This window comes from Pseudomonas sp. FSL L8-0168 (assembly GCF_037976155.1).
Lineage (GTDB): Bacteria > Pseudomonadota > Gammaproteobacteria > Pseudomonadales > Pseudomonadaceae > Aquipseudomonas > Aquipseudomonas paracarnis.
The window spans coordinates 408,899-429,176 of sequence record NZ_CP150262.1; the positions used below are offsets into that span (position 1 = coordinate 408,899).

The window sequence follows — 20,278 nt, forward strand, 5'->3', positions numbered from 1 at the left end:
CCGGGGGCCGTTCAGGCGCCCGGCTCCACCTGGCGGCCAAGATGGGTGATCAGGTACGTCACCGAGTCGGCGTTGGCCAGAATGGTGTCAATCCGTTTATCAGGGACTGACATGAAAATGATCCTCGCGTCCTGCAAGGTCTTGGCGCCGGTGGCCTTGAAAATTTTCTTTTCAATTGCAGAACCTGGTTTGAAGTCTTCCCACAGTTCGGTGAGGGTGTCTTGAGTCTTGAACAGCATCGTTGCAGGCGTCATCGTCGATAACGCGGTGCTGCGCAGATCCTCCAGGGTGGTTTTAAGCACTTCGGCGCCGGGCCTTTCGATATTGATCAAGTCTGGGAAGGGTCGCATGCTGTCCAGGTAGGCAATGTCCACGGTGTCGAGCTTCAAGTGCGATAATTCGTGAATCAGCGTGCTGGCCCTGGCGTGCGTCGATATGTTGAACGCTACATTCTCCAGCAGACGGTTCTGGTAGACGTCCAGATTAGGGTCGAAGAATCGGCTCAGAAGATACAGCTTGCGTTCTGTGTCAGCGGGAATCATGAATGCATAATCCGACGCCGGGTCCTGTCGGCTGGTGCCCGCGACAAAACGCATGGAGTTCGGACCGGTCAAGCTGGGGTCGGTGAGTTCATCGATGATCTCGTCGATTATTTTTGTGACTCTCAAGACCTGGTCCGGGGTCAGTGTGACGACACCAAACATTTCCCCTAAAAATCGCCCAACCCGGCTGTCAGGGTCGCGTTGTACAGCAAATTGCGCAACGTTGCGGCGGCAGTTCAGCGCGTAATAAGTCGCAAAGTTCAACGCTTCAGTGATGGCCTGGGCTTTCCAATAGGTCAACGCGCCAATATCGCGGATACCGACCGCTTCAATGTTGATGTCCCGTACCTCATTGCGCCACGTCTTGAGGTACGACTGGGCCCTGCCGAAGCGCGGCTCCTGGCCGTCCAGCTTCAGTACCCATATGCCCTGCGCATTACGGCCGATGTACGGCCCCACCTGCTCGTCGTTGGCGAGGCGCCAATGTTGTGCGGCTTTCTTGACGCTATACACCTTGCCGGCCAGCGGCACGTAGTATTTCGCGTTTTTCTGGTCTTCATACACCTGGCTGAGCGTGCTCTTTTTCAGGTCTTGCAACGCCACGTCCTGTGCCTCGAACGGTTGCAGCCGGGTGCGCGAAGGGCAGGTGACATGCCAGGTGGCGAGGGTGGTGGCTGCGGGCAGTGACTCATCTGTCAGCTCGGCCAGCGAGCGCTCCTTTTCAGTGGGTGGGGCAAGGGCGGTGTCGTCCAGCGCACTGCGCAGGGCGGCCATTTGCGCCACGCCCCTGACGAAATCCTTGAATGCAGCCTGCCACTGGTGTAGCTGCAAGGCTTCGGCCGAGCGCTTGAACAAGGTGTAGCTACGCCATACCACCAGCGGGTAGGCGAGTTTGCCGGCCATGAACTGCACCGCCGTCGGGATTTGCGTGCCGAACAAGCGGGTCGCATGATCCCACAAGGTCTTGGTGCCTTCTTCGAATTGGCTGCCCAGTACCTTGAGCAACATCAATGTGTTCTCGCTGAACAGGTAATGCAGCACATTGCCCGTCACTGCCGAAGCGGCCAGGCGGATATCGGACGGGCTATGCTGGTTGTTTTTCAGCAAATGGCGGTAAGTGGCCTGGTGCGGATCTTCCAGGTGCATAAGCACCCAGTCCTGCAGGATGCCGGGCCTTTGTATCTCATCCAGCAAGGCCGTTTCATCCGCGTATTCCTTGAACACATGCTGTTCGCTGTACGGCGCGTAGAGCACCCATGGACCCTCGCCAGGAAACTGCGGGCCGATCAGGTACACACCCAGCACCTTGGCGGTACTGGCGCCTTCGGTGGCGATCAGTTCCAGCGGTCGAATCATCGCCGTGGTCCCGCTGAGTGACGCTCGGGCCACGGTGTCCGGCATATCGAAAATCTGCTGGACCAGGCTCAAGGCTCGGGTGGAAAGCCGCTCCTGCAACCGTTGCTCGTCGGCGTGTTGCAGCGCTTGCCACGGCAACTGACGGCAAAACAGACGCCTGCGTTGGCGTGCATCATCGGTTTGCGCCTCAAGGTGGCTTCGCACCTGTTGCTGATAAGCGCTTTTGAGATCCAGCTGTCGCACCATTTGTATTACGGCACTTGCGTCCAGGGCTTGCGGTAATGGCTTTGCCGTGCGTGAACGTGGGCGGATGTGTTGAACCGTCAGATTTGGCCAGTGCCGCAACGCAAAGTCGGTCAGGTTGTCGACATTCACATCGAGCACTGCATCGGTGGGGATCAGGATGTGATCGGGGTTGAGCGCCTGGCCGGGAAAGCGCGCCTCAAGCAGCGTCATCAGCGTGGTGAAGGCATAAGCACGCAGGGGTTGGATGTCATGCAGGTAGTCATGTTCCTCGTCGGCGTTGTTGCAGTACTGCTCCAGAAGCTCAGCCTGGTGGATTTGGTCCTGGGCCGGCGCCATACCCAGCCACACCGGCAGTGCCTGCTGGTTGACCATGGCATCGGCCAGTGTGATTGCCCTGCCAAGGTTGGTGGGCGGAGGCTGTTCGATGACGGCGTCCAACCGATCCTGCAAGGCACGGGCGCGCAGGCCCATGGATTGCAGGTGATCCACGCCTTCCATGATCGCGTCGTTGTAGCTGTCTACTCGGTCATTCAACAGGTCCTGATCAATACGTTGCAGCGGGCCCTGGCGAAATGCCTGATGGGGCTCGCGCAAGCTGAACGGCAGATTTTCCAGCAGGCTCAAGCTGTTGATCGGGTGCGCCAGGCGCTGGGTGATTTCATCGCGCAGGGCGTTGATCGAGGCAAAGACTTCGTAGCCCAGGCGCGGGGTCCAGAGCAGCGCCTGGCCCGAGCGCTGCGGGTCGATACCGCCGCGCTCAGTAATCACGAACGTATTGGCCAGCGGTTGTGGCGTATCGACGGCGTTCAAGTCCAACGTCAACCCATAGGCATCCGGCAAAAATCCGTTAAGGCCATGGCGTGTCAAGCGCGACAGACTGTCGGGCTGAAGTAGCGTGTCGAGAATGGCCTGGCTTGTGGGCGCCAGGGTTTTATCCAGCGACCTCAGCTCGGCTTCGCTGCGTAACCCCACCAGCATCGAGTGGGCGTGTTTGGCGTGAGTCTTGACCAGAAACTCATGGGGTTGCTGGCGCATGGCGTGCTTGGAAAACAGCAGCAGGACGCGCTCGATGACGGTGTTGAACGTCTTGAGCGTCATGCTTGGCAATTGCACGAAGACATTGCCTTCGCCCCGCGTATAGAACTTCGTCCTGGACGAGAAGGGCACCGCAGGCGCCTCTTGGGCCAGGCGTTCAATGAAGTGCTCAAGCATGCTCAATGACTGCACTGGCGCACGCTCTTCACGCTCCTGGGCACGCGTGGCGTAGGTATTGATAAACACCTCTTCGGCTTTGACTGACTGTTGCTGCAGTTGCAGTTCAGCGTTGAGCGTGTCAGCGACGATGCTACGTAAGGTCGGGTGGTGCGCGCGCTCCATCGCCAGCGCACGCTCAATCGCCCGCAGGTTCTGAAGCTGCAGCCGGGCGCGCTCGGCCTTGACGGTCGTAGGGCGGCCATTACCACGGGTGACCGGATGCAAGGTCCAGCGCCCGTTGGTCTCTAGTGTGGCCAGTTGATTGTCCAGCAAGGCACGTACGTCCAGGGCACTGTCGAGCAGGGCTGTGAGGTCCACTTGGCCATCGCTGCGCCGGTAGATTTCCAGGGCGTGGTTAAGGTTGTCCGTTTGCTTGCGCGCAATGTCTTGTACCAAGGTCACGAACACATTGCCGGGTATCGGCCTTGCCGCGATGGTGATCGGGTCCAGGCCGAGCAGCGTGTCGCGCTCGTCCAATGAGAGGAAGTTGAGCCATTCGTCCTCGTAGCCTTCGGCCTTGAGCATGCTCAGTAACCGGTCTTTGAGGTCGTCGAGGTTTTCCAGCACCTGTAACCCGCGCGATTGGGTGTAGAGGTACGCGTGGTGCTCGGTGATCATCAAGGTGCTCGCTGGTTCAACGTAATGTTGATGAGGGGCATAAAGGCGCACCTTTTCCACGCTGAGGTTTTCGGCATGGGCGCTGCGGGCGCTTTGGTCGCTGAGGAACAGGGCCTGAAGTGCGTGGCTTTCCTCGGCGGTAATAATCTCGCCCTGGCGCTTGAGCAACACATCGAGGCGAAACTTCTGCGCCACGCCTTGAGCAAAAAAATCCACGCGCGAGGTGCCGCTGTCGATATCTTCATTCCAGTAGGTCTGCAACAGGCTTTCCAACAGCTTCGAGAAAGTACTGGAGCTTTGTTCGATCAAGGCCTCCCAACGCCGGTGATCTTCTTCCCGTTCGGAGGCAGTGAAACCAGTGGTGTCATGTTTTGGGTTCGAGTATTCGCGTATCTGCCCTTTGGGCCACCTGTGACGCACATAAAATTGCAGCAGCGCTTCGCTCAAGGTCTGCGAGTTGACCCAGCGTGGCGTTGCTTGCTCAGCTTCGCGGGTTAAGACATTGACCCGTGTGTCCCGTTGATCCAGGTGTTTGAAATGGGGGCGGGCCATGACGCTCAGCAGCGTGTCGAGCATGTCAGGCAAGGTCGGGGTTTTTTGCAGGTGGTCGAGCATGGCCTTGACGTTATCCAGCTGGCAGGCCTGGAGCATGCGTGCCTGCTCCGGCATGACTTCACCTTCGATGAGCTGAGTGGTCAACACCATGGGCGTGTCAGCGCCCAGCGCATTGCGTTGGTCCATCGACAGGTAGCTCAGCAAAGGGGCGCTCTGCAGTGGGTCTTCCAATTGCTCGATCAATTCGCTCAGCAGGGCAGTGTGGCTGTCATAGACCTGTATGCCGTTATCCGGGGTGTAGAGCAATGCCTTGGCGGCGTCGGGTGTCGGGCTGATCGCGAACGCGCCGGCAAGGGGAATGGGGGGCTTGCCGGAAATGTTGATCAGGACCTTTTCAACACGCATGGGGTGATCATGCCGGCTTGTGTCCTGCCGAGACTCGTCGGTAGCCAGGTAAAGGTTGTACAGCCAATCAAGGTCTTTGGCGGTGAGCCCCAGCGTACGTTCACGAGCGGTGGGCGAGGCTTTGCCTTGGGGTTTGAGAAACTCAGGGAAGAAATACGGGGGCGTTAAGCGAACCACAGCCTGTCTCCGGCGTGCCAGGAAAAGCACAGGGTAGGCAGGCGTCCGTGGTGCAAGGCGGTAAATATTCAGCGCTGCGCACGTTGACAACGCAGAGCATGCGTGGTGTTTAATCGAGGGTCTGGATGTCCCATTCGTTGCCCCTTCCAATCATAAAAACGGAGCTTCAAATGTCTGCGCAGTCCCCGACAGTTGCCACCGCTTGTGCCTCGATCCGCTTCGCTGAACTGGAGGAGTTACTTCATCAGGTGTTCGTTCGGCACGGCACATCGGCGCAGGTTGCTGCGATTCTTGCGCACAACTGCGCAAGTGCCGAGCGTGACGGTGCCCACAGTCACGGTATTTTTCGCATCCCCGGTTACCTTTCGACGCTGGCCAGTGGATGGGTCAACGGCACCGCCGTCCCCAGCGTGACCGATGTGGCCTCAGGCTTTGTGCGCGTCGATGCGGGCAATGGTTTTGCCCAGCCGGCCCTGGCGGCGGCGCGCCCGTTGCTGGTGGAGAAGGCACGCAGCGCCGGCATCGCGTTGCTGGCAATCCATAACTCCCATCACTTTGCTGCCCTGTGGCCGGACGTCGAGCCGTTTGCCGAGGAGGGGCTGGTGGCACTCAGCGTGGTCAACAGCATGACCTGCGTGGTGCCCCACGGCGCGGATCGTCCGTTGTTCGGCACCAACCCCATCGCGTTTGCGGCGCCCCGGGCCGACGGTGCGCCGATTGTGTTTGACCTGGCCACCAGCGCCATCGCCCATGGCGACGTGCAAATCGCCGCGCGCAAAGGCGAGCGGTTGCCACCGGGCATGGGCGTCGATAGCCTCGGGCAGCCGACCCAGGACCCTAAAGCCATTCTGGAAGGCGGCGCACTGTTGCCATTTGGCGGGCACAAGGGTTCGGCACTGTCGATGATGGTGGAGTTGCTGGCGGCAGCGTTGACGGGCGGCAACTTCTCTTTTGAATTCGATTGGACGGACCACCCAGGCGCGCGCACGCCGTGGACAGGCCAGCTTCTGATCGTGATCGACCCGCGTAAAACTGCTGGGCAAAGCTTCGCCCAACGCAGCCAGGAGCTGGTGCGGCAGATGCATGCGGCGGGGTTGCGTCGATTGCCGGGGGACCGACGCCATCGTACGCGGGCGAAGTCGCAGGAAACCGGGATCGAACTGGACGCGCAGGCGTTGCGCGAGTTGAGGGCGTTGGCGGCGGGGTGAAACAGGCTGCGCGGGGGGCGCAGCCTGAATGGATCAGTTACGGCGACCCAGCAACAGGCCGACCACCAGGCCAAAGCCTGCGGAAATGGCCACGGTCTGCCATGGGTGCCCGCCGATGTAAGTCTCGGTGGCATCCACGACCGGCTTGCTGCGTTCACGCACATTGGACACCGATTCCAGGGCTTGCTTGAGTTTGATGGCAACCTGCTCGCGCAGGGTTTCACCTTCCTCGCCCACCAGGGATGCGCTGCTTTTGAGCAGTTTGTCCGACTCTTCGATCAACGCGCTCAGTTCGCTGAACGCTTGGTCCTTGATTTGATCTTCGACAGCTTGGGCGGCGGTTTTGCGGGCCATTGAGTGACTCCTTGCAGGTGGATGTGGCAGTGAACAATGGAGTATCGGGGGGAGGCAAAAGTTGCAGTTTTTTTCCCCATGCGCTCATCCGAGGCAAAATCCGGATCGGGAACTTTGGGCCTACAGTGTAAGATGTCACCTATTTGTGCAGCAGGTAATTCAACATGAGCTTCAATCTCGCCAACAAGACCCTCGCCGAACGCGCCGAGCTGGAAGATGAAAAGTCGCGCCTCTACGACCTGTGGCAAACCAACCTGGGCAAGGCCAAGGGCGAAGCCGCGCGCTTGTTCGGTGAGCGCGCCAAGCGCAAGGGCAAGTGGGCCGAATGGGTGCGTGCCGAACTCGACGGCATGTCGCCGCCGGAGTTTTCCAACATGGTGCGCAGTGAAGTCAACAAGCTGATGGCGGCGGCGAAGTAAAGCACGCCACAATCGCTTCGCGTACCTTGAGCAACAGCGGGTCCAACTGAGCCTGGGTGCGCCAGCCCAACTCCACCGGGTAATGCGGTAGCGCCAGCGGGCAGGGCAGCACGCGCAGGCCGGTCATTTGCGCAATGGCGTGGGCTGCATGCCCGGGAATGGTTGCCACGGCGGTGCTGCCTTGGAGCAGATACGGCAGCGCGGCAAAGTGGCTGGTGGACGCGCACACGTGGCGGCGCAGCCCGTGGGCGGCCAAACCTTCATCGGTAATGCCGATAAACCCGCCTGACGACACCAATACATGTTCCCGTGTGACAAACCCCTGCAGGTCGATAGCCTCCTGGCCCGGCGCCAGGCTATGGGGGTCTACCAGGCAACGATAGTCACCTTCCCCCAGCACCTGTCGGCTCAGCCTGCGCTCGGTAAAACCGCCGGCGGTAATGGCCAGGTCCAGCGTGCGGTCGAGCAGGGCGGCGGCGACGATCTGGCTGTAGGTCTGGCGAAAGATCACCCGTAGTTTGGGCAGGCGCAGTGCGATGGCCTCCATCAGGCTTCGGCCATAAGCAATCTCGAAGTCATCCGACAGCCCCAGCACCACCGAGCGGCCCTCGTAGTGCGAGTTTTGCGGGCTGATCATCGCCAGGCTCTGGCGGCAGCGATCCAATGCCTCACTGATCACCGGTTTCAACTGATTGGCTCGCAATGTGGGCGCCAGGCCGCGTCCGGTGCGCACGAACAAAGGGTCGCCGTACAGCTCACGCAAGCGCCGTAGGCCCGCGCTGATCGCCGACTGCGTCACACCCAGTCGCAGCGCCGCACGGCTGGCACTGGACTCGTCGTGCAGGGCTTCGAAGGTTTTGAGCAGGTTGAGGTCAACCTGGGCGATATTCATTTGGCTCATATCATTTAGCACTGAGGTGGGCTTTATTCATGATCGAGTCTGGCCAGAGAATGGGCAACCCCTATCTATCGGAGTAAGCCTGATGCCCGTATCGACTGTCGCAGCCCTGCAAATCGGCGCCTTGCCTGGCGGCAAGGCTGACACCCTGGCGCAGATCCTGGCCTATGAGGATCAAATCCAGCGCAGTGGCGCGCACTTGGTGGTCATGCCCGAGGCGTTGCTGGGCGGCTATCCCAAGGGCGAAAGCTTTGGCACGCAGTTGGGCTATCGCCTGCCCGAGGGCCGGGAAGCCTTTGCGCGGTATTTTGCCAACGCCATCGACGTACCGGGGCCAGAAACCGAGGCGCTGGCCGGGATGTCGGCGCGTACCGGTGCCAGCCTGGTGCTGGGCGTGATTGAACGCAGTGGCAGTACGCTGTATTGCAGCGTGTTGTATTTCGAACCCTCGGGCGGCCTGGTGGCCAAGCATCGCAAGCTGATGCCGACCGGCACCGAGCGGCTGATCTGGGGCAAGGGCGACGGCTCGACCCTGCCGGTGATTGACACCGCGGTTGGGCGTATCGGCGGCGCGGTGTGCTGGGAAAACATGATGCCGTTGCTGCGCACCGCGATGTACGCCAAGGGCGTCCAGGTGTGGTGTGCACCCACCGTGGACGAGCGCGACATGTGGCAGGTGAGCATGCGCCATATTGCCCATGAAGGGCGTTGCTTTGTGGTCAGCGCCTGCCAGGTGCAGGCATCGCCTGAAGCCTTGGGTGTGGAGGTTGCCAACTGGCCGGTGGACCGTCCGTTGATTGCCGGCGGCAGCGTGATCGTTGGACCCATGGGCGATATTCTGGCGGGGCCGTTGGTGGGCGAAGCGGGTTTGTTGACGGCGCAGATCGATACTGATCAGTTGGTGCGGGCCCGCTACGACTACGACGTAGTGGGGCATTACGCCAGGCCGGATATTTTTGAATTGGTGGTCGACGAGCGCGCCAAGCCAGGCGTTCGCTATATCACTGACTGAACGCAATCAACCTGTGGGAGCAGGCAAGTCAGCTCCCACATGTGGTTTTCAGCCACTTACCAGGTGGCAGTGTTCGGTAAGTCCAGGGTGCCACGCTCCACAAAACGCATGGTGCCAAACAGGCCACCCGCCAATTTGCCGCGCAGCACGTAGGGCAGGTTGTTCAGGCTTTGGGTCTGGCTAAGGCCCAGGGTCTGGCGCAACACCGAAAACGCCGAAACGCTGACCGGCACCATCAGTACGGTTTCAGAAAAGCGTGGGATGCTCCCAGCCTGATCGCTGACGCCAGAAGCGAGTGGCCGGCCATTGACCTCCAGATCCAGCGCCACGCCGTTGTAGTCGATTGCCGCTTCATTGGGGTTTTGCACCCGCAGCTTCACCGCAAAGCGCACTTCCAGGTCCTGGCTTTGCAGCGGCTCGATGCCCACCACATTGATGTTCACCGGGTCGCGGTTGGGGAACAGTGCGCAGGCGCTCAAGGTCAGCAGCAACAGCGATACAACCATGAGCTTGCGCATAAAGAAATGCTCCTACTTTTGGGTAACGTCCGGGTCCTGCATGACCTTGAGGGTAGAGGACTCCGGCTCGAATTCATCTTCTTCCAGCTCTATGAACTCTTCGGGCAGGAAAATGTTCAGCAGGATTGCACAGAATGCGCCCACGGTGATCGGCGATTCGAAGATGTTGTGCAGCGCCTTGGGCAGCTCGCGCAGCACTTCCGGCACGGCGGCGACGCCCAGGCCCATGCCTAGGGAAATCGCCACGATCAGCACATTACGTCGATGCAGGCCCGCTTCAGCGAGGATCTTGATGCCGGCCACGGCCACGGTGCCGAACATGATCAGAGTCGCGCCACCCAATACGGGCTTGGGCATCAGTTGCAGTACCGCGCCGATCATCGGAAACAGCCCCAGCAGCACCAGCAGGCCAGCAATGAAGTACGCCACGTAGCGGCTGGCTACGCCGGTCAATTGGATCACGCCGTTGTTCTGGGCAAAGGTCACCATCGGCAGGCTGTTGAAGGTGGCGGCCATCGCCGAGTTGAGACCGTCGGCCAGCAGGCCGGACTTGATGCGCTTGATGTACAGCGGGCCCTTGACCGGTTGCTGGGAAATCATCGAGTTGGCGGTCAGGTCACCGGCGGCTTCCAGGGGCGAAATCAGGAAGATCACCGCCACCGGGATAAACGCCACCCAGTCGAACGAGAAACCATATTTGAACGGCACGGGCACGCTGATCAGCGGTACTTGGGGCAGGGCGGCCATGTCGACGCGGCCCAGCAGCCACGCTACTACAAAGCCCAGGGTCAAACCGATCACGATCGAACCCAGGCGCAGGAACGGGTTGTTGAAGCGGTTGAGTACCACGATGGTCAGCAGCACCAACGCCGCCAGGCCCATGTTGCCTGCGGCGCCGAGGTCGCTGGCACCATAGCCGCCGGCCATGTCGGTGACCGCCACCTTGATCAGCGACAAGCCCATCAAGGTAATGATGGTGCCGGTGACCACCGGGGTGATCAGTTTGCGCAGTTTGCCGATGAATTGGCTGAGCACCACTTCGATAAACGCCGCGAAAAAGCAGATGCCAAAGATCGTCGAGAGGATCTCATCGGTGCCGCCGCCCCGGGCCTTGACCATAAACCCGGCGCTCAAAATCACACTGATAAAAGAAAAACTGGTGCCTTGCAGGCACAACAGCCCCGAACCCACCGGCCCGAAGGTGCGCGCCTGCACAAAGGTGCCGAGCCCCGAGACAAACAGCGCCATGCTCACCAGGTACGGCACTTCGCTTTCCAGCCCGAGTACGCCGCCGACGATCAGGGTGGGCGTGATGATTCCGACAAAACTCGCCAACACATGCTGCAACGCGGCAAAAATCGCGGCGGTGAAGTGCGGGCGGTCTTCGAGGCCGTACATGAGGTCGGATTTATAGCGCGGGCGGGGGGCTTGAGCGTCAGACAAAATGATGGCTCGGGTCAGAAAATGGAGGCGCAGGATGCCAGAAAGTGCCAGGCGCCTGAAGTGTAAAAAAATATTTATAAAAACCCTGCGCTAAAGCCGTGGCCCAGCCGATATCAAGCATAGGCCCACACTACAACGACAACAGTGGTGACCAAGGTCTGGGCAGCGCGTTGACGCTGACGGATCGTTTCGCGGCAAGGACGCTCGCAAACACTACTTCTGAGAGCAGCCCTATGTCCCTCCGTCACCTGAATATTGCCCCTCGCGCGTTTATCGGTTTTGCCTTCATTGCGGTTCTGGTGGTGCTGCTGGGCGTGTTTGCGGTCAACCGCATGACGCAAATGCGCCAATCCTCCCAGGACATGAGCGCCAACCAACTGCCCAGCATGACCCACCTGGGCACCATCACCGAAAACGTGCTGCGCATGCGCATTCTGTCGTTTCGTGTGCTGGTCAACCGCGAGCCTGCCGCCTTGCAGGAAGCCGAGACCCGCATCGGTGTGTTGGCTGACAAGGTCAAGACCGCCCAGGCCAAATACGCCACGCTGCCTGCCGGCCCGGAGGAGGCAGCGCTGTACAAGACCTTTGGCGTGACCCTGGACAATTACCTCAAGGCCCAGGCCGAGATGGTGGCATTGTCCAAACAGGGCAAGGTCGATGAGATGCGCGCCCTGATCAACAGCCGTATCAAGGACGGCACTGACCAGATGGGCGAGCAACTGAACAAGCTGATTGCCATCAATGCGGCCGACGCCAAGCAGGCCGACGAGGATGCCGGGCAAAGCTACGAAGGCGCGATCACCGGTGTGGTGGCAGTCTCCGTGGTGGCGGCATTGCTCACCGTGCTGCTGGCCTGGTTGCTGACCCGCAGTATCGTGACCCCGTTGCGCAAGGCTGTGGAAGTGGCTGAAACCATTGCCGCCGGCAACCTGAGCAAAACCATCGAGGACGATGGCAAGGACGAACCGGCACGGTTGCTCAGTGCGCTGTCGACCATGCAAGCCAGCCTGCGCCAGACCATCCAGCACATCGCCGGTTCGGCCACGCAGCTCGCTTCGGCGGCGGAAGAGTTGAGCGCGGTCACCGAGGAAGCCTCCCGTGGCCTGCAACAGCAGAACAATGAAATTGACCAGGCCGCCACGGCCGTCAATGAGATGACGGCGGCAGTGGAGGAGGTGGCGCGTAACGCGGTTTCCACCTCCGAGGCGTCCGGGCAGTCCAACCAGGCCGCGCGGGAAGGCCGTGATCGGGTAATGGAAACCGTCGGCGCGATCCAGACCATGACCCAGGACGTACAGAATACCTCCGCGATGATTGAAGGCCTGGCCGCTCAGGGCCGGGATATCGGCAAGGTGCTGGATGTGATCCGTGCGATTGCCGAGCAAACCAACCTGCTGGCGCTCAACGCGGCGATTGAAGCCGCCCGTGCCGGCGAGGCCGGACGTGGCTTTGCGGTGGTCGCCGATGAAGTGCGCGCCCTGGCCCATCGCACCGCGCAGTCGACCCAGGAAATCGAGAAAATGGTCGCCGGCATCCAGAACGGTACCGGTGAGGCGGTGCAGTCCATGCAACAGAGCAACCAGCGCAGCCAGACCACCCTGGAAATGGCACGCGCAGCCGGCGCCTCACTGGAGCAGATCACGGCGTCTATCAGCCTGATCAACGAACGCAACCTGGTGATTGCCAGCGCGTCGGAAGAACAGGCCCAGGTCTCCCGCGAGGTGGACCGCAACCTGGTCAACATCCGTGACTTGGCCACCCAGTCGGCGGCGGGCGCCAACCAGACCAGCGCGGCCAGCCATGAGCTGTCGAGGTTGGCGGTGGATTTGAATGGGATGGTGGCCAGGTTCGTCGTCTAACAGCCGCCACAAAACCCTGTGGGAGCTGGCTTGCCTGCGATAGCAATCTTACAGTCAGCACATCATGGGTTGGCTTACCGCTATCGCAGCATAGGGATCTACACAACTTGGGCCGGTGCTGACCTGTGGCGAGGGCGCTTGCTCCCGTGACGGACTGACAGCCGACGCTGATCTAACTGACGCGCCGCAATCCAAATGTGGGAGCTGGCTTGCCTGCGATGGCGGCCTTACAGCCGACCAGGATGTTGGATCTGACCGCGTACATATCCGTTCCTGCGGTAACGGCCACCTATGGTTCCGCTCTTACAGCCAGCCCTTTCAAGGTCTTTTCGTCTTGGCAGCCTTGATTATCCGGTCCGTTGAAACATGCGCATTCACCGCGGTGCCTTTAACCCATGTTTTGGGCTTGGGTACCTTGGGGCCACGGGGGCTTTTCGCAACTTGTTTAGGTTGGATATTTCTGGCAAGCGCCAATAAGTGCTGAGCCAGTTTTTCCAACGGAATGACAGGAAAATGTTCCGAGGGCAGCGCAATCTGCATTCCCTCATATCCACTCCTGACCTGAACCGCTAAATGGTAAATCGAGGCTTCCCATCCTTCAGGCTGGGTATCCCGATGAGCTTGTTCAACACTGCGTTTGAGAACAGCCAGGACGTTGTAAGCCAATACCGCCGTTGCAAACCCCAGTAAGGCAGCCTTTGGGCTGCCAAGGGTTTCGATCTCACTTTCCAGGATCGCTTCCAGTCGCTGGAACATACCTTCAATGCTCCAGCGGCGGCGATACAGTTCGGCGATCTGTTGCGCACTGACGCTCTCAGGCAGGTTGCTCCAGAACATCAAGCTGCTGTCGCCGGAGTCCGTTGGCGAATGAAGCGTCAGTTCGACACGCCGACATTGGTAACCGCCTTTGACCTGGATGATCTGCTCACGCACAGTGCCAGTTTCCACAGGTACTGGCTCTTGCCACTCACCCTCTTGAATCAAGCGTGGATGCTTGGCTTGCTGACGAATGACAAAGCAAGTTTGGACTTGCTCACAAGCCTCCATAACCGGGAGCGTGCAATAAAGCCGGTCAGCCAGCCACACTTGGCCTGGCTCGGCATTGGCCAATAAAGGCAGCACACAAACGCGCTCGCTTGCGTAGGCATCCTCACACGCCTGAAGGTCGACGACCTGATCCAGATCGGGATCGTATGCAACAACCGAAAAACCGGGACGAGCGGCGCCGCGCTCGTTGCGTAAAGCTCCCAGACGTTTTTCAGTGGATGCCAGGTGATTACCGTCCACTACCCGAACCTGCCAACCCGGCAGCATCGCCGTGCAGCCCAGCTCCCGGATGGTTGGAGCCAGGCGCTGTGCACAGCCCGTAATCAGGGCGCGCAACAGAGCAGGCTCGGTACGACTGATCTTGTCGTAGAGAGCCGCCAGGCTGACCGGAAGGTCCTCCAGTTGTCGCGCGGCGGCGTGCAGAGATGGCTTCAAGCCCAATGAAACAAGGGACATTAGCTTGATGATGGTCGAGAACAATAGCTCACGAGAATACTGCCGTTGCCGGTGTTCTTCGAAAACCTGATCAATCCACTCGGGGGCAATAGCCTGCTGCAGCGCCAGTTTGGCCATGACACTGGCAGGTGCTTTTTCTCGAAACGCGCTAGAACTTCCGCCCACATCGTTTAGGTACCCCCTGAATGAATTTCAGGGGATTTTACAGAAGACCTTGAAAGGGCTGGCTCTTACAGCGGGTCACTTTTGGAAAGGCCCAAAAGTAACCAAAAGGCCTTCGCCCCACCACTCGGCACCTCGCCTAGGCTCGGTGTGCCCGAACGCAGGCTTGAAGTCGTGGGCCGCCGCCACGCGCCATCCATGGCGCGGGGCGGCTAACCCGGCGTCCTGCCGGGTTGCCCACGACTTCAAGCCTGCGTTCGGCCAGCGTGGTTTGACGGGGCGCTTCAGATCAAAAGCCAGATCAAGATCAAGAGCGGCTCGCTTAGCATCGTGGTTACCGTCGATCGCTTCAGAGTTGTGTAGATACCTATGGCTATCGCAGGCAAGCCAGCTCCCACCTTTGATCTTGGGCTGTGTCAGTGCCGCCATGCCCCTGGATTCACCAGGTTTACCGGCTTTTCGCCAGCCAGTGCCGCCAACAGATTCTCCACCGCACACTTGGCCATCGCCTCCCGCGTCTCATGAGTGGCCGAGCCGATATGCGGCGTGGCTACCACATTGTTCAACCGCAACAACGGCGACGCGTGATCCAGCGGCTCCTTCTCAAACACATCCAACCCCGCCGCGCGGATAGTGCGTTGCTGCAATGCTTGCACCAGTGCTGCCTCATCCACCACCTTGCCTCGGGAGATATTGATAAAGATCGTCTCTGGCCCCATCAGCGCAAACTCCTCGGCGCCAATCAACTTCTCGGTCTCAGCGGTCAACGGCAACGTCAGGCAGACAAAATCCGCTTCTTTGAGCAAGTCCTTGAGGCTTCGGTACTGCGCGCCAAAGCGCGCTTCAACCGCCGGCTTGGGCGAATGGCTGTGGTAGATCACCGGCATGCCGAAGCCAAAATGCCCGCGCTGGGCCAGGGCTTCGCCGATGCGGCCCATGCCGATGATGCCCAGGGTCTTGCCATGTACATCACTGCCAAAATGCGCCGGGCCGATGTTTTTGTTCCATTGCCCGGCGCGTACCATGTCGGCCAGTTCCACCACGCGCCTGGCGGTCGCCAGGATCAGCGCAAAGCCGGTGTCGGCGGTGGTTTCGGTGAGCACATCCGGGGTGTTGCTGAGCAGGATGCCGCGTTGGGTCAGGTAATCGATATCGTAGTTGTCGACACCCACCGAGACGCTGGCTACTGCTTCTAGCTTGGGTGCCAGGTCGAGCAACCGGGCGTCCAGGCGCAGGCTTGCACCCAACAGGCCATGGGCAGTGGGCAGTGCATCGCGCAGTTTGGCCAGGCCGGTCTCATCCAGTGCATCAATCAGCGTGACCTCGGCCTGCTCATGCAGGCGGGCCATCAGCGGCGCGGACAGTTTCTTGTACAACACAACGGACTTTTTCATGAGGTCTTTACCTTCAACTCCAGGGTTGGCGCCGGCGCGCGATCACTGGCGCCGGGCTTGAGGAAAATCGTCAGCACCACCGAAAGCAGCAGCGCGCCGCTCATCAGCAGGTACGAAGCGCCGGGCGAGCCGGTGCTGCTGTTGAGGTAACCCACCAGATACGAGCCACCGAACGAGCCCAAGGCGCCCATGCTGTTGATCAGTGCCATGGCGCCACCGGCGACGTTGGCCGGCAGGATTTCCGGGACGATGGCGAAAAACGGGCCGTAGGGTGCATACATGCAGGCCCCGGCGATCACCAGCAGGGTGTAGGACCACCAGAAGTGTTCGGCGCCCAGCACGTAGGACGCGTAGAAAGCAATCGACGCAATCAATAGCGGCGGCCAGACAAAACGCTTACGTTTCTGCAGCTTGTCCGAACCCCAGGACACCACGAGCATGCCAATCACCGCCGCCAGATAGGGCAGGGCCGAGAGCCAGCCGGCTTCGACCATGTCCATCTGCAAACCGGCCTTGAGGATCGATGGCAGCCACAACACGAAGCCATACACGCCAATGCTCCAGCAAAAAAACTGCAGGGCGAGAATGATCACCTTGGGCGAACGGAACGCCTCGGCGTAGTTCTTCACGGCCTTGATCCCCACCTGCTCGGCGGCGAGGGCGGTTTCCAGGCTGTGCTTTTCGGCGTCGCTCAGCCACTTGGCATCCTTGGGACGCTCATCGGCCAGCTTCCACCAGATAAACGCCCACAACACCGCCGGCAGGCCCTCGATGATGAACATCCAGCGCCAGCTGAAATGCTGCACCAGGTAGCCCGACACCACCGACATCCACAGCATGGTCACCGGGTTGCCAAGGATCAGGAAAGTGTTGGCCCGCGAGCGTTCGGCACGGGTGAACCAGTGGCACAGGTACACCAGCATGGCCGGCATCACGGCCGCCTCGACCACCCCGAGCATGAAGCGGATGACGATCAGCATGTAGGCGTTGGACACCACGCCGGTCAGCGTCGCCAAGCCGCCCCACAGAATCAGGCTGACGAAGATCAGTTTCTTGACGCTGCGCTTTTGCGCATAGATCGCCCCCGGCACCTGGAAGAAAAAGTAGCCGAGGAAAAACAGCGCGCCGAGCAGGGAGGACATGCCCGGCGTGATCATCAGGTCCTCGGCCATCCCGGAGGCGGCGGCGAAGCCGTAGTTGGCGCGGTCCAGATAGGCCAGGCTGTAGGTGATAAACACGATAGGCATGATGTACCACCAGCGACGGGTGGCGAGTTTCACGGTTTCCATGGGGTTGCTCCTGAGCTTGTTGTAGTTGTGGCAACAGGTAATGGGTCACGCAACGGATCGAGTGGGTAATTCGGCGCGGGTCGGCAAACCCTCCATGTCGCCACGGCTCTGTACAGCGCGGCTGCCGATCCAGTTAGCGCGCTGGACCGCCTCGGGGAAGCTTGAGTTTTCCAGCAGGGCGCTGATCATGCCCACGGCAAAGCCATCGCCGGCACCCACGGTATCCACCACCTTGGCTACCGGTACGGCGGCGACAAAACCCTGGTCCATATGAGTGCGGTAATAGGCGCCCTCCGAGCCGAGTTTGATCGCCACGGCTTCGGCGCCCTGGTCGAGATAGAACGCGGCGATGTCTTGCGGGTCGTCGAAACCAGTGAGCAGGCGACCTTCGCCCAGGCCCGGCAGGACCCAGTCGGCCAAAGCGGCAAGCGCATTGATTTCGCGGATCATCTGCGCCTGGCTGGCCCACAGGGACGGGCGCAGGTTCGGGTCGAACGACACGCTGCGCCCGGCCTTGCGCATTTGCGCCATCAGCTCGAACGACAGTGCGCGAGTGGCATCGGACAGTGCTGGTGGAATGCCGGTGGCGTGTAGATGGCGGGCTTGCAGCAGCGTTGGGTGGATGGCCTCGATGGACAAGTGGCTGGCCGCCGAGCCTCTGCGAAAGTACTCCACTTGAGGATCTGCGCCGGCCTCTTCCCGGGATTTGAGTTGAAAGCCGGTAGGGTGCAGCGGGTCGACGGCCACATGGCGGCAATCGAGCCCCTCTTTGGTCAGAGTATCGACCACAAAACGTCCGAGGGAATCGTTGCCCACGCGGCTCAGCCAGGCCACGTTGAACCCCAGGCGCGACAGGCCGATAGCGACGTTGCTGTCGGCGCCGGCAATGCGTTTGTGAAACTGCCCGACCTGGGCCAGGTCGCCGGTCTGTTCGGCGACAAACATCGCCATGGTTTCGCCAAACGAGAGGATATCGATCTCAGACATGGGCGTTCTCCACATGGGGTTGGCCAAGGCGGGCCAGGGTCGCGACCTGTTGTGCGGTAACCTCGATCAGGTCATCGCCCTGCAACGGAAATTCCACCGCGCGGGTAATACCTTGAGTCATGTGTTTGAGCAGTTGTTCCCACAGATGCACGTCGGTGGCGCCCGGCGGCAAGGCGACGAGCCTGCCATCGGCGCGGCGGGCCACGGCCTTGCAGTGCAGGTAATCCACATGCCGACCCAGCAACCGCGCGGCGGTGAGCGCGGATTGGTCTTGCCACTGCCAGTTGCCGATGTCGAAGGTCATTTTCACCGGCAGGCCGAGACGTTCGACTTCAGTGAAAAACCGTTGCATCGGTTCAATGCGCCCACCGTGCAGGGTCTGGTCGTTTTCCACCAGCAGCTTGACCGGGTGGCGGTTGAGCAGGGCGTGCAGGCTTTCCAGGTCGTTTGTGTCGGTGAAGTAACCGAGCGAGACCTTCAGCCAGCCCGAGCCAAAGGCCTGGGCGCGGTCCAGCGTGGCGGCCAGCTCGGCATTGGGCTGGGCACGGCCGGCGACCCACAGCTCCAAGGGCGAGGAAAATACTGATTCCAGGCCTTGTTCTGCAGCGGCCAGGGCCAGCTCGGCCGGTTGCTCGGTGGTGAGCAATTCTTCACGCCATTCAATGCGCTGGGCACCAGCGGCGCTCACCAGCGCGACAAAACTCAATTGGCCCTGCTGGCGAACCAGGTCGGCGCCGTAGCTGGAAAGGCTGATGGAGACGGGGTATTTATGCATTGTTGTTTACCTCTGAAACCGGTTTCATTTTTATGCGCAAAACAACATGTGGGAGCGGGCTTGCTCGCGAAGGCGGTGTGTCAGTCAGCGCAAGAGTGGCTGATCTATCGCGTTCGCGAGCAAGCCCGCTCCCACAGGGGATTGTGTCGAGCCACGGATAATCAGCTCCGGTAAAAAATCCAGGGTGCGCGTGGGGGCGGTATCGCCGCGCAGGCGCTTGAGCAAACAGTCAAAGGCGCTGGCGCCAATTGCTTGCGTCGGTTGGGCGAGGGCGGTGATGCCGCTACCTACCAGCGGGTACCAGTCCAGGTCATCCAGGGCGATCAAGCCCACGTCGCCGAACAGCTCGCAACCCAGGGCCTTGAGTGCACGGGTGCAGGCCAGTGCTGCCACGCCGTTGGCGCAAAACAATGCCTTGGGGCCGGGTTTGGCGAGAAAGGCTTGCAGACGGTTTTCCAGTTCACCGTCCAGTTCAACCACGGCACCTTTCAACGCCGGGCGCTTGGCAATTTCGGTGTTGAAACTTTCCAGACGCTCCAAACGTGAACTGGTGCCATCGGTGGTCTCGCTTACCAGCAGCACGTCGCGGTAACCCTGTTGCTCCAGGTGTTCCACCGCCATGCGCACCGCCGCCGGGTTATCCAGGCCGACCAGGTCGCTGTGCAGCGGTTCGACCTTGCGGTCCACCAGCACCAGGGGCATTTCCCGTTGCAGTTCGAGCAGTTGGTCGAGGTGATGGCCCAGGGTATTCACGATCAACCCTTCGATGTTGTACGAGCGCAACGCGGCCAGATGTTGGCGCTCCTGCTCGTCATCGCGGTCGGTGTTGCACACTACCAGGCTGTAACCGTGCTGGCGGCAGGCGGTTTCGACGCCGTGCATCACCGCGATGGAATAGGGGTTGCGGATATCAGCCACCAGCATACCGATCAGGCGCGTGCGTCCACGTTTGAGGCCGCGGGCCATCTGGTTGGGGCGATAACCGAGTTCGTCGATGGCCTGTTCGATGCGCAGGGCAATGGCATCGGAGAGCAGGGCGCGGTCATCGCCGATAAAGCGCGAGACGCTGGCCTTGGACACGCCAGCGCGCTCGGCGACGTCGAGCATGGTCACGCGGCTGCGCTGGGCGGCTGAAAAAGGAGTCACGGTAAAGCCTTTCTTATTGGAATGGGTAATGGATTGAAACCGGTTTCAGAAAACACCAGCGAGCTGCTTACGTCAAGTTTTATTGAGGGGGTATGACCATGCGCCACATCCGCAAAACTGATGAGTGGTCAGCCTACCTGTTAATTCTGACAGTATCC

General features: G+C 60.4%; 15 protein-coding genes. 4 read left to right on the forward strand and 11 right to left on the reverse strand.

The features are described from left to right. Window positions 1–11: 11 nt before the first annotated feature. Entirely contained in the window at window positions 12–5,153 is a 5,142-nt protein-coding gene (locus MHH62_RS01730) for a DUF6543 domain-containing protein (protein WP_339232320.1), read from the reverse strand. A 170-nt stretch (window positions 5,154–5,323) separates the two neighbouring features. On the opposite strand from MHH62_RS01730, the gene MHH62_RS01735 reads away from it, so the two are divergent. Continuing rightward, window positions 5,324–6,361 carry an Ldh family oxidoreductase gene (locus tag MHH62_RS01735; RefSeq protein ID WP_339232321.1) on the forward strand — a complete coding sequence of 346 codons (1,038 nt, stop codon included), beginning with the start codon at window positions 5,324–5,326 and terminating at the stop codon, window positions 6,359–6,361. Between the two features lie 33 nt (window positions 6,362–6,394). Here MHH62_RS01735 and MHH62_RS01740 read toward each other — a convergent pair whose 3' ends face one another. After that, window positions 6,395–6,715, reverse strand: coding sequence for a DUF883 family protein (locus MHH62_RS01740; RefSeq protein ID WP_019817806.1), 321 nt, complete (start codon window positions 6,713–6,715; stop codon window positions 6,395–6,397). A gap of 164 nt (window positions 6,716–6,879) precedes the next feature. On the opposite strand from MHH62_RS01740, the gene MHH62_RS01745 reads away from it, so the two are divergent. Further along, window positions 6,880–7,134, forward strand: coding sequence for a hypothetical protein (locus tag MHH62_RS01745; RefSeq protein WP_003190904.1), 255 nt, complete (start codon window positions 6,880–6,882; stop codon window positions 7,132–7,134). Here the strand turns inward: MHH62_RS01745 and MHH62_RS01750 are convergent. After that, window positions 7,106–8,026: a LysR family transcriptional regulator gene (locus MHH62_RS01750; RefSeq protein ID WP_020301094.1), complete on the reverse strand. Its 921-nt coding sequence runs from the start codon at window positions 8,024–8,026 to the stop codon at window positions 7,106–7,108. The genes MHH62_RS01745 and MHH62_RS01750 overlap by 29 nt on opposite strands. Window positions 8,027–8,117: 91 nt before the next feature. Here MHH62_RS01750 and MHH62_RS01755 point away from each other — a divergent pair, with 91 nt between their 5' ends. Continuing rightward, the gene (locus MHH62_RS01755; RefSeq protein ID WP_019817808.1) at window positions 8,118–9,044 is read left to right on the forward strand and encodes a carbon-nitrogen hydrolase family protein; all 927 of its coding nucleotides are present in this window, start codon (window positions 8,118–8,120) and stop codon (window positions 9,042–9,044) included. Between the two features lie 56 nt (window positions 9,045–9,100). Here the strand turns inward: MHH62_RS01755 and MHH62_RS01760 are convergent, their stop codons facing one another. Next, window positions 9,101–9,562 (reverse strand): LEA type 2 family protein, encoded by a 462-nt coding sequence (locus MHH62_RS01760; protein ID WP_014718730.1) that lies wholly within the window; start codon window positions 9,560–9,562, stop codon window positions 9,101–9,103. 12 nt (window positions 9,563–9,574) lie between these two features. Continuing rightward, window positions 9,575–11,005, reverse strand: coding sequence for a nucleobase:cation symporter-2 family protein (locus MHH62_RS01765; protein WP_032901653.1), 1,431 nt, complete (start codon window positions 11,003–11,005; stop codon window positions 9,575–9,577). Window positions 11,006–11,238: 233 nt separating this feature from the next. Between MHH62_RS01765 and MHH62_RS01770 the strand changes: the two genes are divergently transcribed. After that, entirely contained in the window at window positions 11,239–12,864 is a 1,626-nt protein-coding gene (locus MHH62_RS01770) for a methyl-accepting chemotaxis protein (protein WP_014718728.1), read from the forward strand. Between the two features lie 318 nt (window positions 12,865–13,182). On the opposite strand, the gene MHH62_RS01775 is transcribed toward MHH62_RS01770, so the two are convergent. From MHH62_RS01775 to MHH62_RS01800, 6 genes are all read right to left on the reverse strand, one after another. Beyond that, window positions 13,183–14,484, reverse strand: a complete 1,302-nt coding sequence (locus MHH62_RS01775; protein ID WP_074059269.1) for an IS4 family transposase — start codon at window positions 14,482–14,484, stop codon at window positions 13,183–13,185. 461 nt (window positions 14,485–14,945) lie between these two features. Beyond that, window positions 14,946–15,923 carry a bifunctional glyoxylate/hydroxypyruvate reductase B gene (locus MHH62_RS01780; protein ID WP_020301100.1) on the reverse strand — a complete coding sequence of 326 codons (978 nt, stop codon included), beginning with the start codon at window positions 15,921–15,923 and terminating at the stop codon, window positions 14,946–14,948. After that, the gene (locus tag MHH62_RS01785; RefSeq protein ID WP_073453614.1) at window positions 15,920–17,212 is read right to left on the reverse strand and encodes an MFS transporter; all 1,293 of its coding nucleotides are present in this window, start codon (window positions 17,210–17,212) and stop codon (window positions 15,920–15,922) included. Before MHH62_RS01785 ends, MHH62_RS01780 begins: the two co-directional genes overlap by 4 nt. A 45-nt stretch (window positions 17,213–17,257) precedes the next feature. After that, window positions 17,258–18,199: a sugar kinase gene (locus tag MHH62_RS01790; RefSeq protein WP_014718724.1), complete on the reverse strand. Its 942-nt coding sequence runs from the start codon at window positions 18,197–18,199 to the stop codon at window positions 17,258–17,260. Further along, window positions 18,192–18,974: a TIM barrel protein gene (locus MHH62_RS01795; RefSeq protein ID WP_339232326.1), complete on the reverse strand. Its 783-nt coding sequence runs from the start codon at window positions 18,972–18,974 to the stop codon at window positions 18,192–18,194. The genes MHH62_RS01790 and MHH62_RS01795 overlap by 8 nt, the downstream gene beginning before the upstream one ends. An 84-nt stretch (window positions 18,975–19,058) precedes the next feature. Continuing rightward, window positions 19,059–20,120: a LacI family DNA-binding transcriptional regulator gene (locus MHH62_RS01800; RefSeq protein ID WP_032901647.1), complete on the reverse strand. Its 1,062-nt coding sequence runs from the start codon at window positions 20,118–20,120 to the stop codon at window positions 19,059–19,061. Window positions 20,121–20,278: the final 158 nt, after the last annotated feature.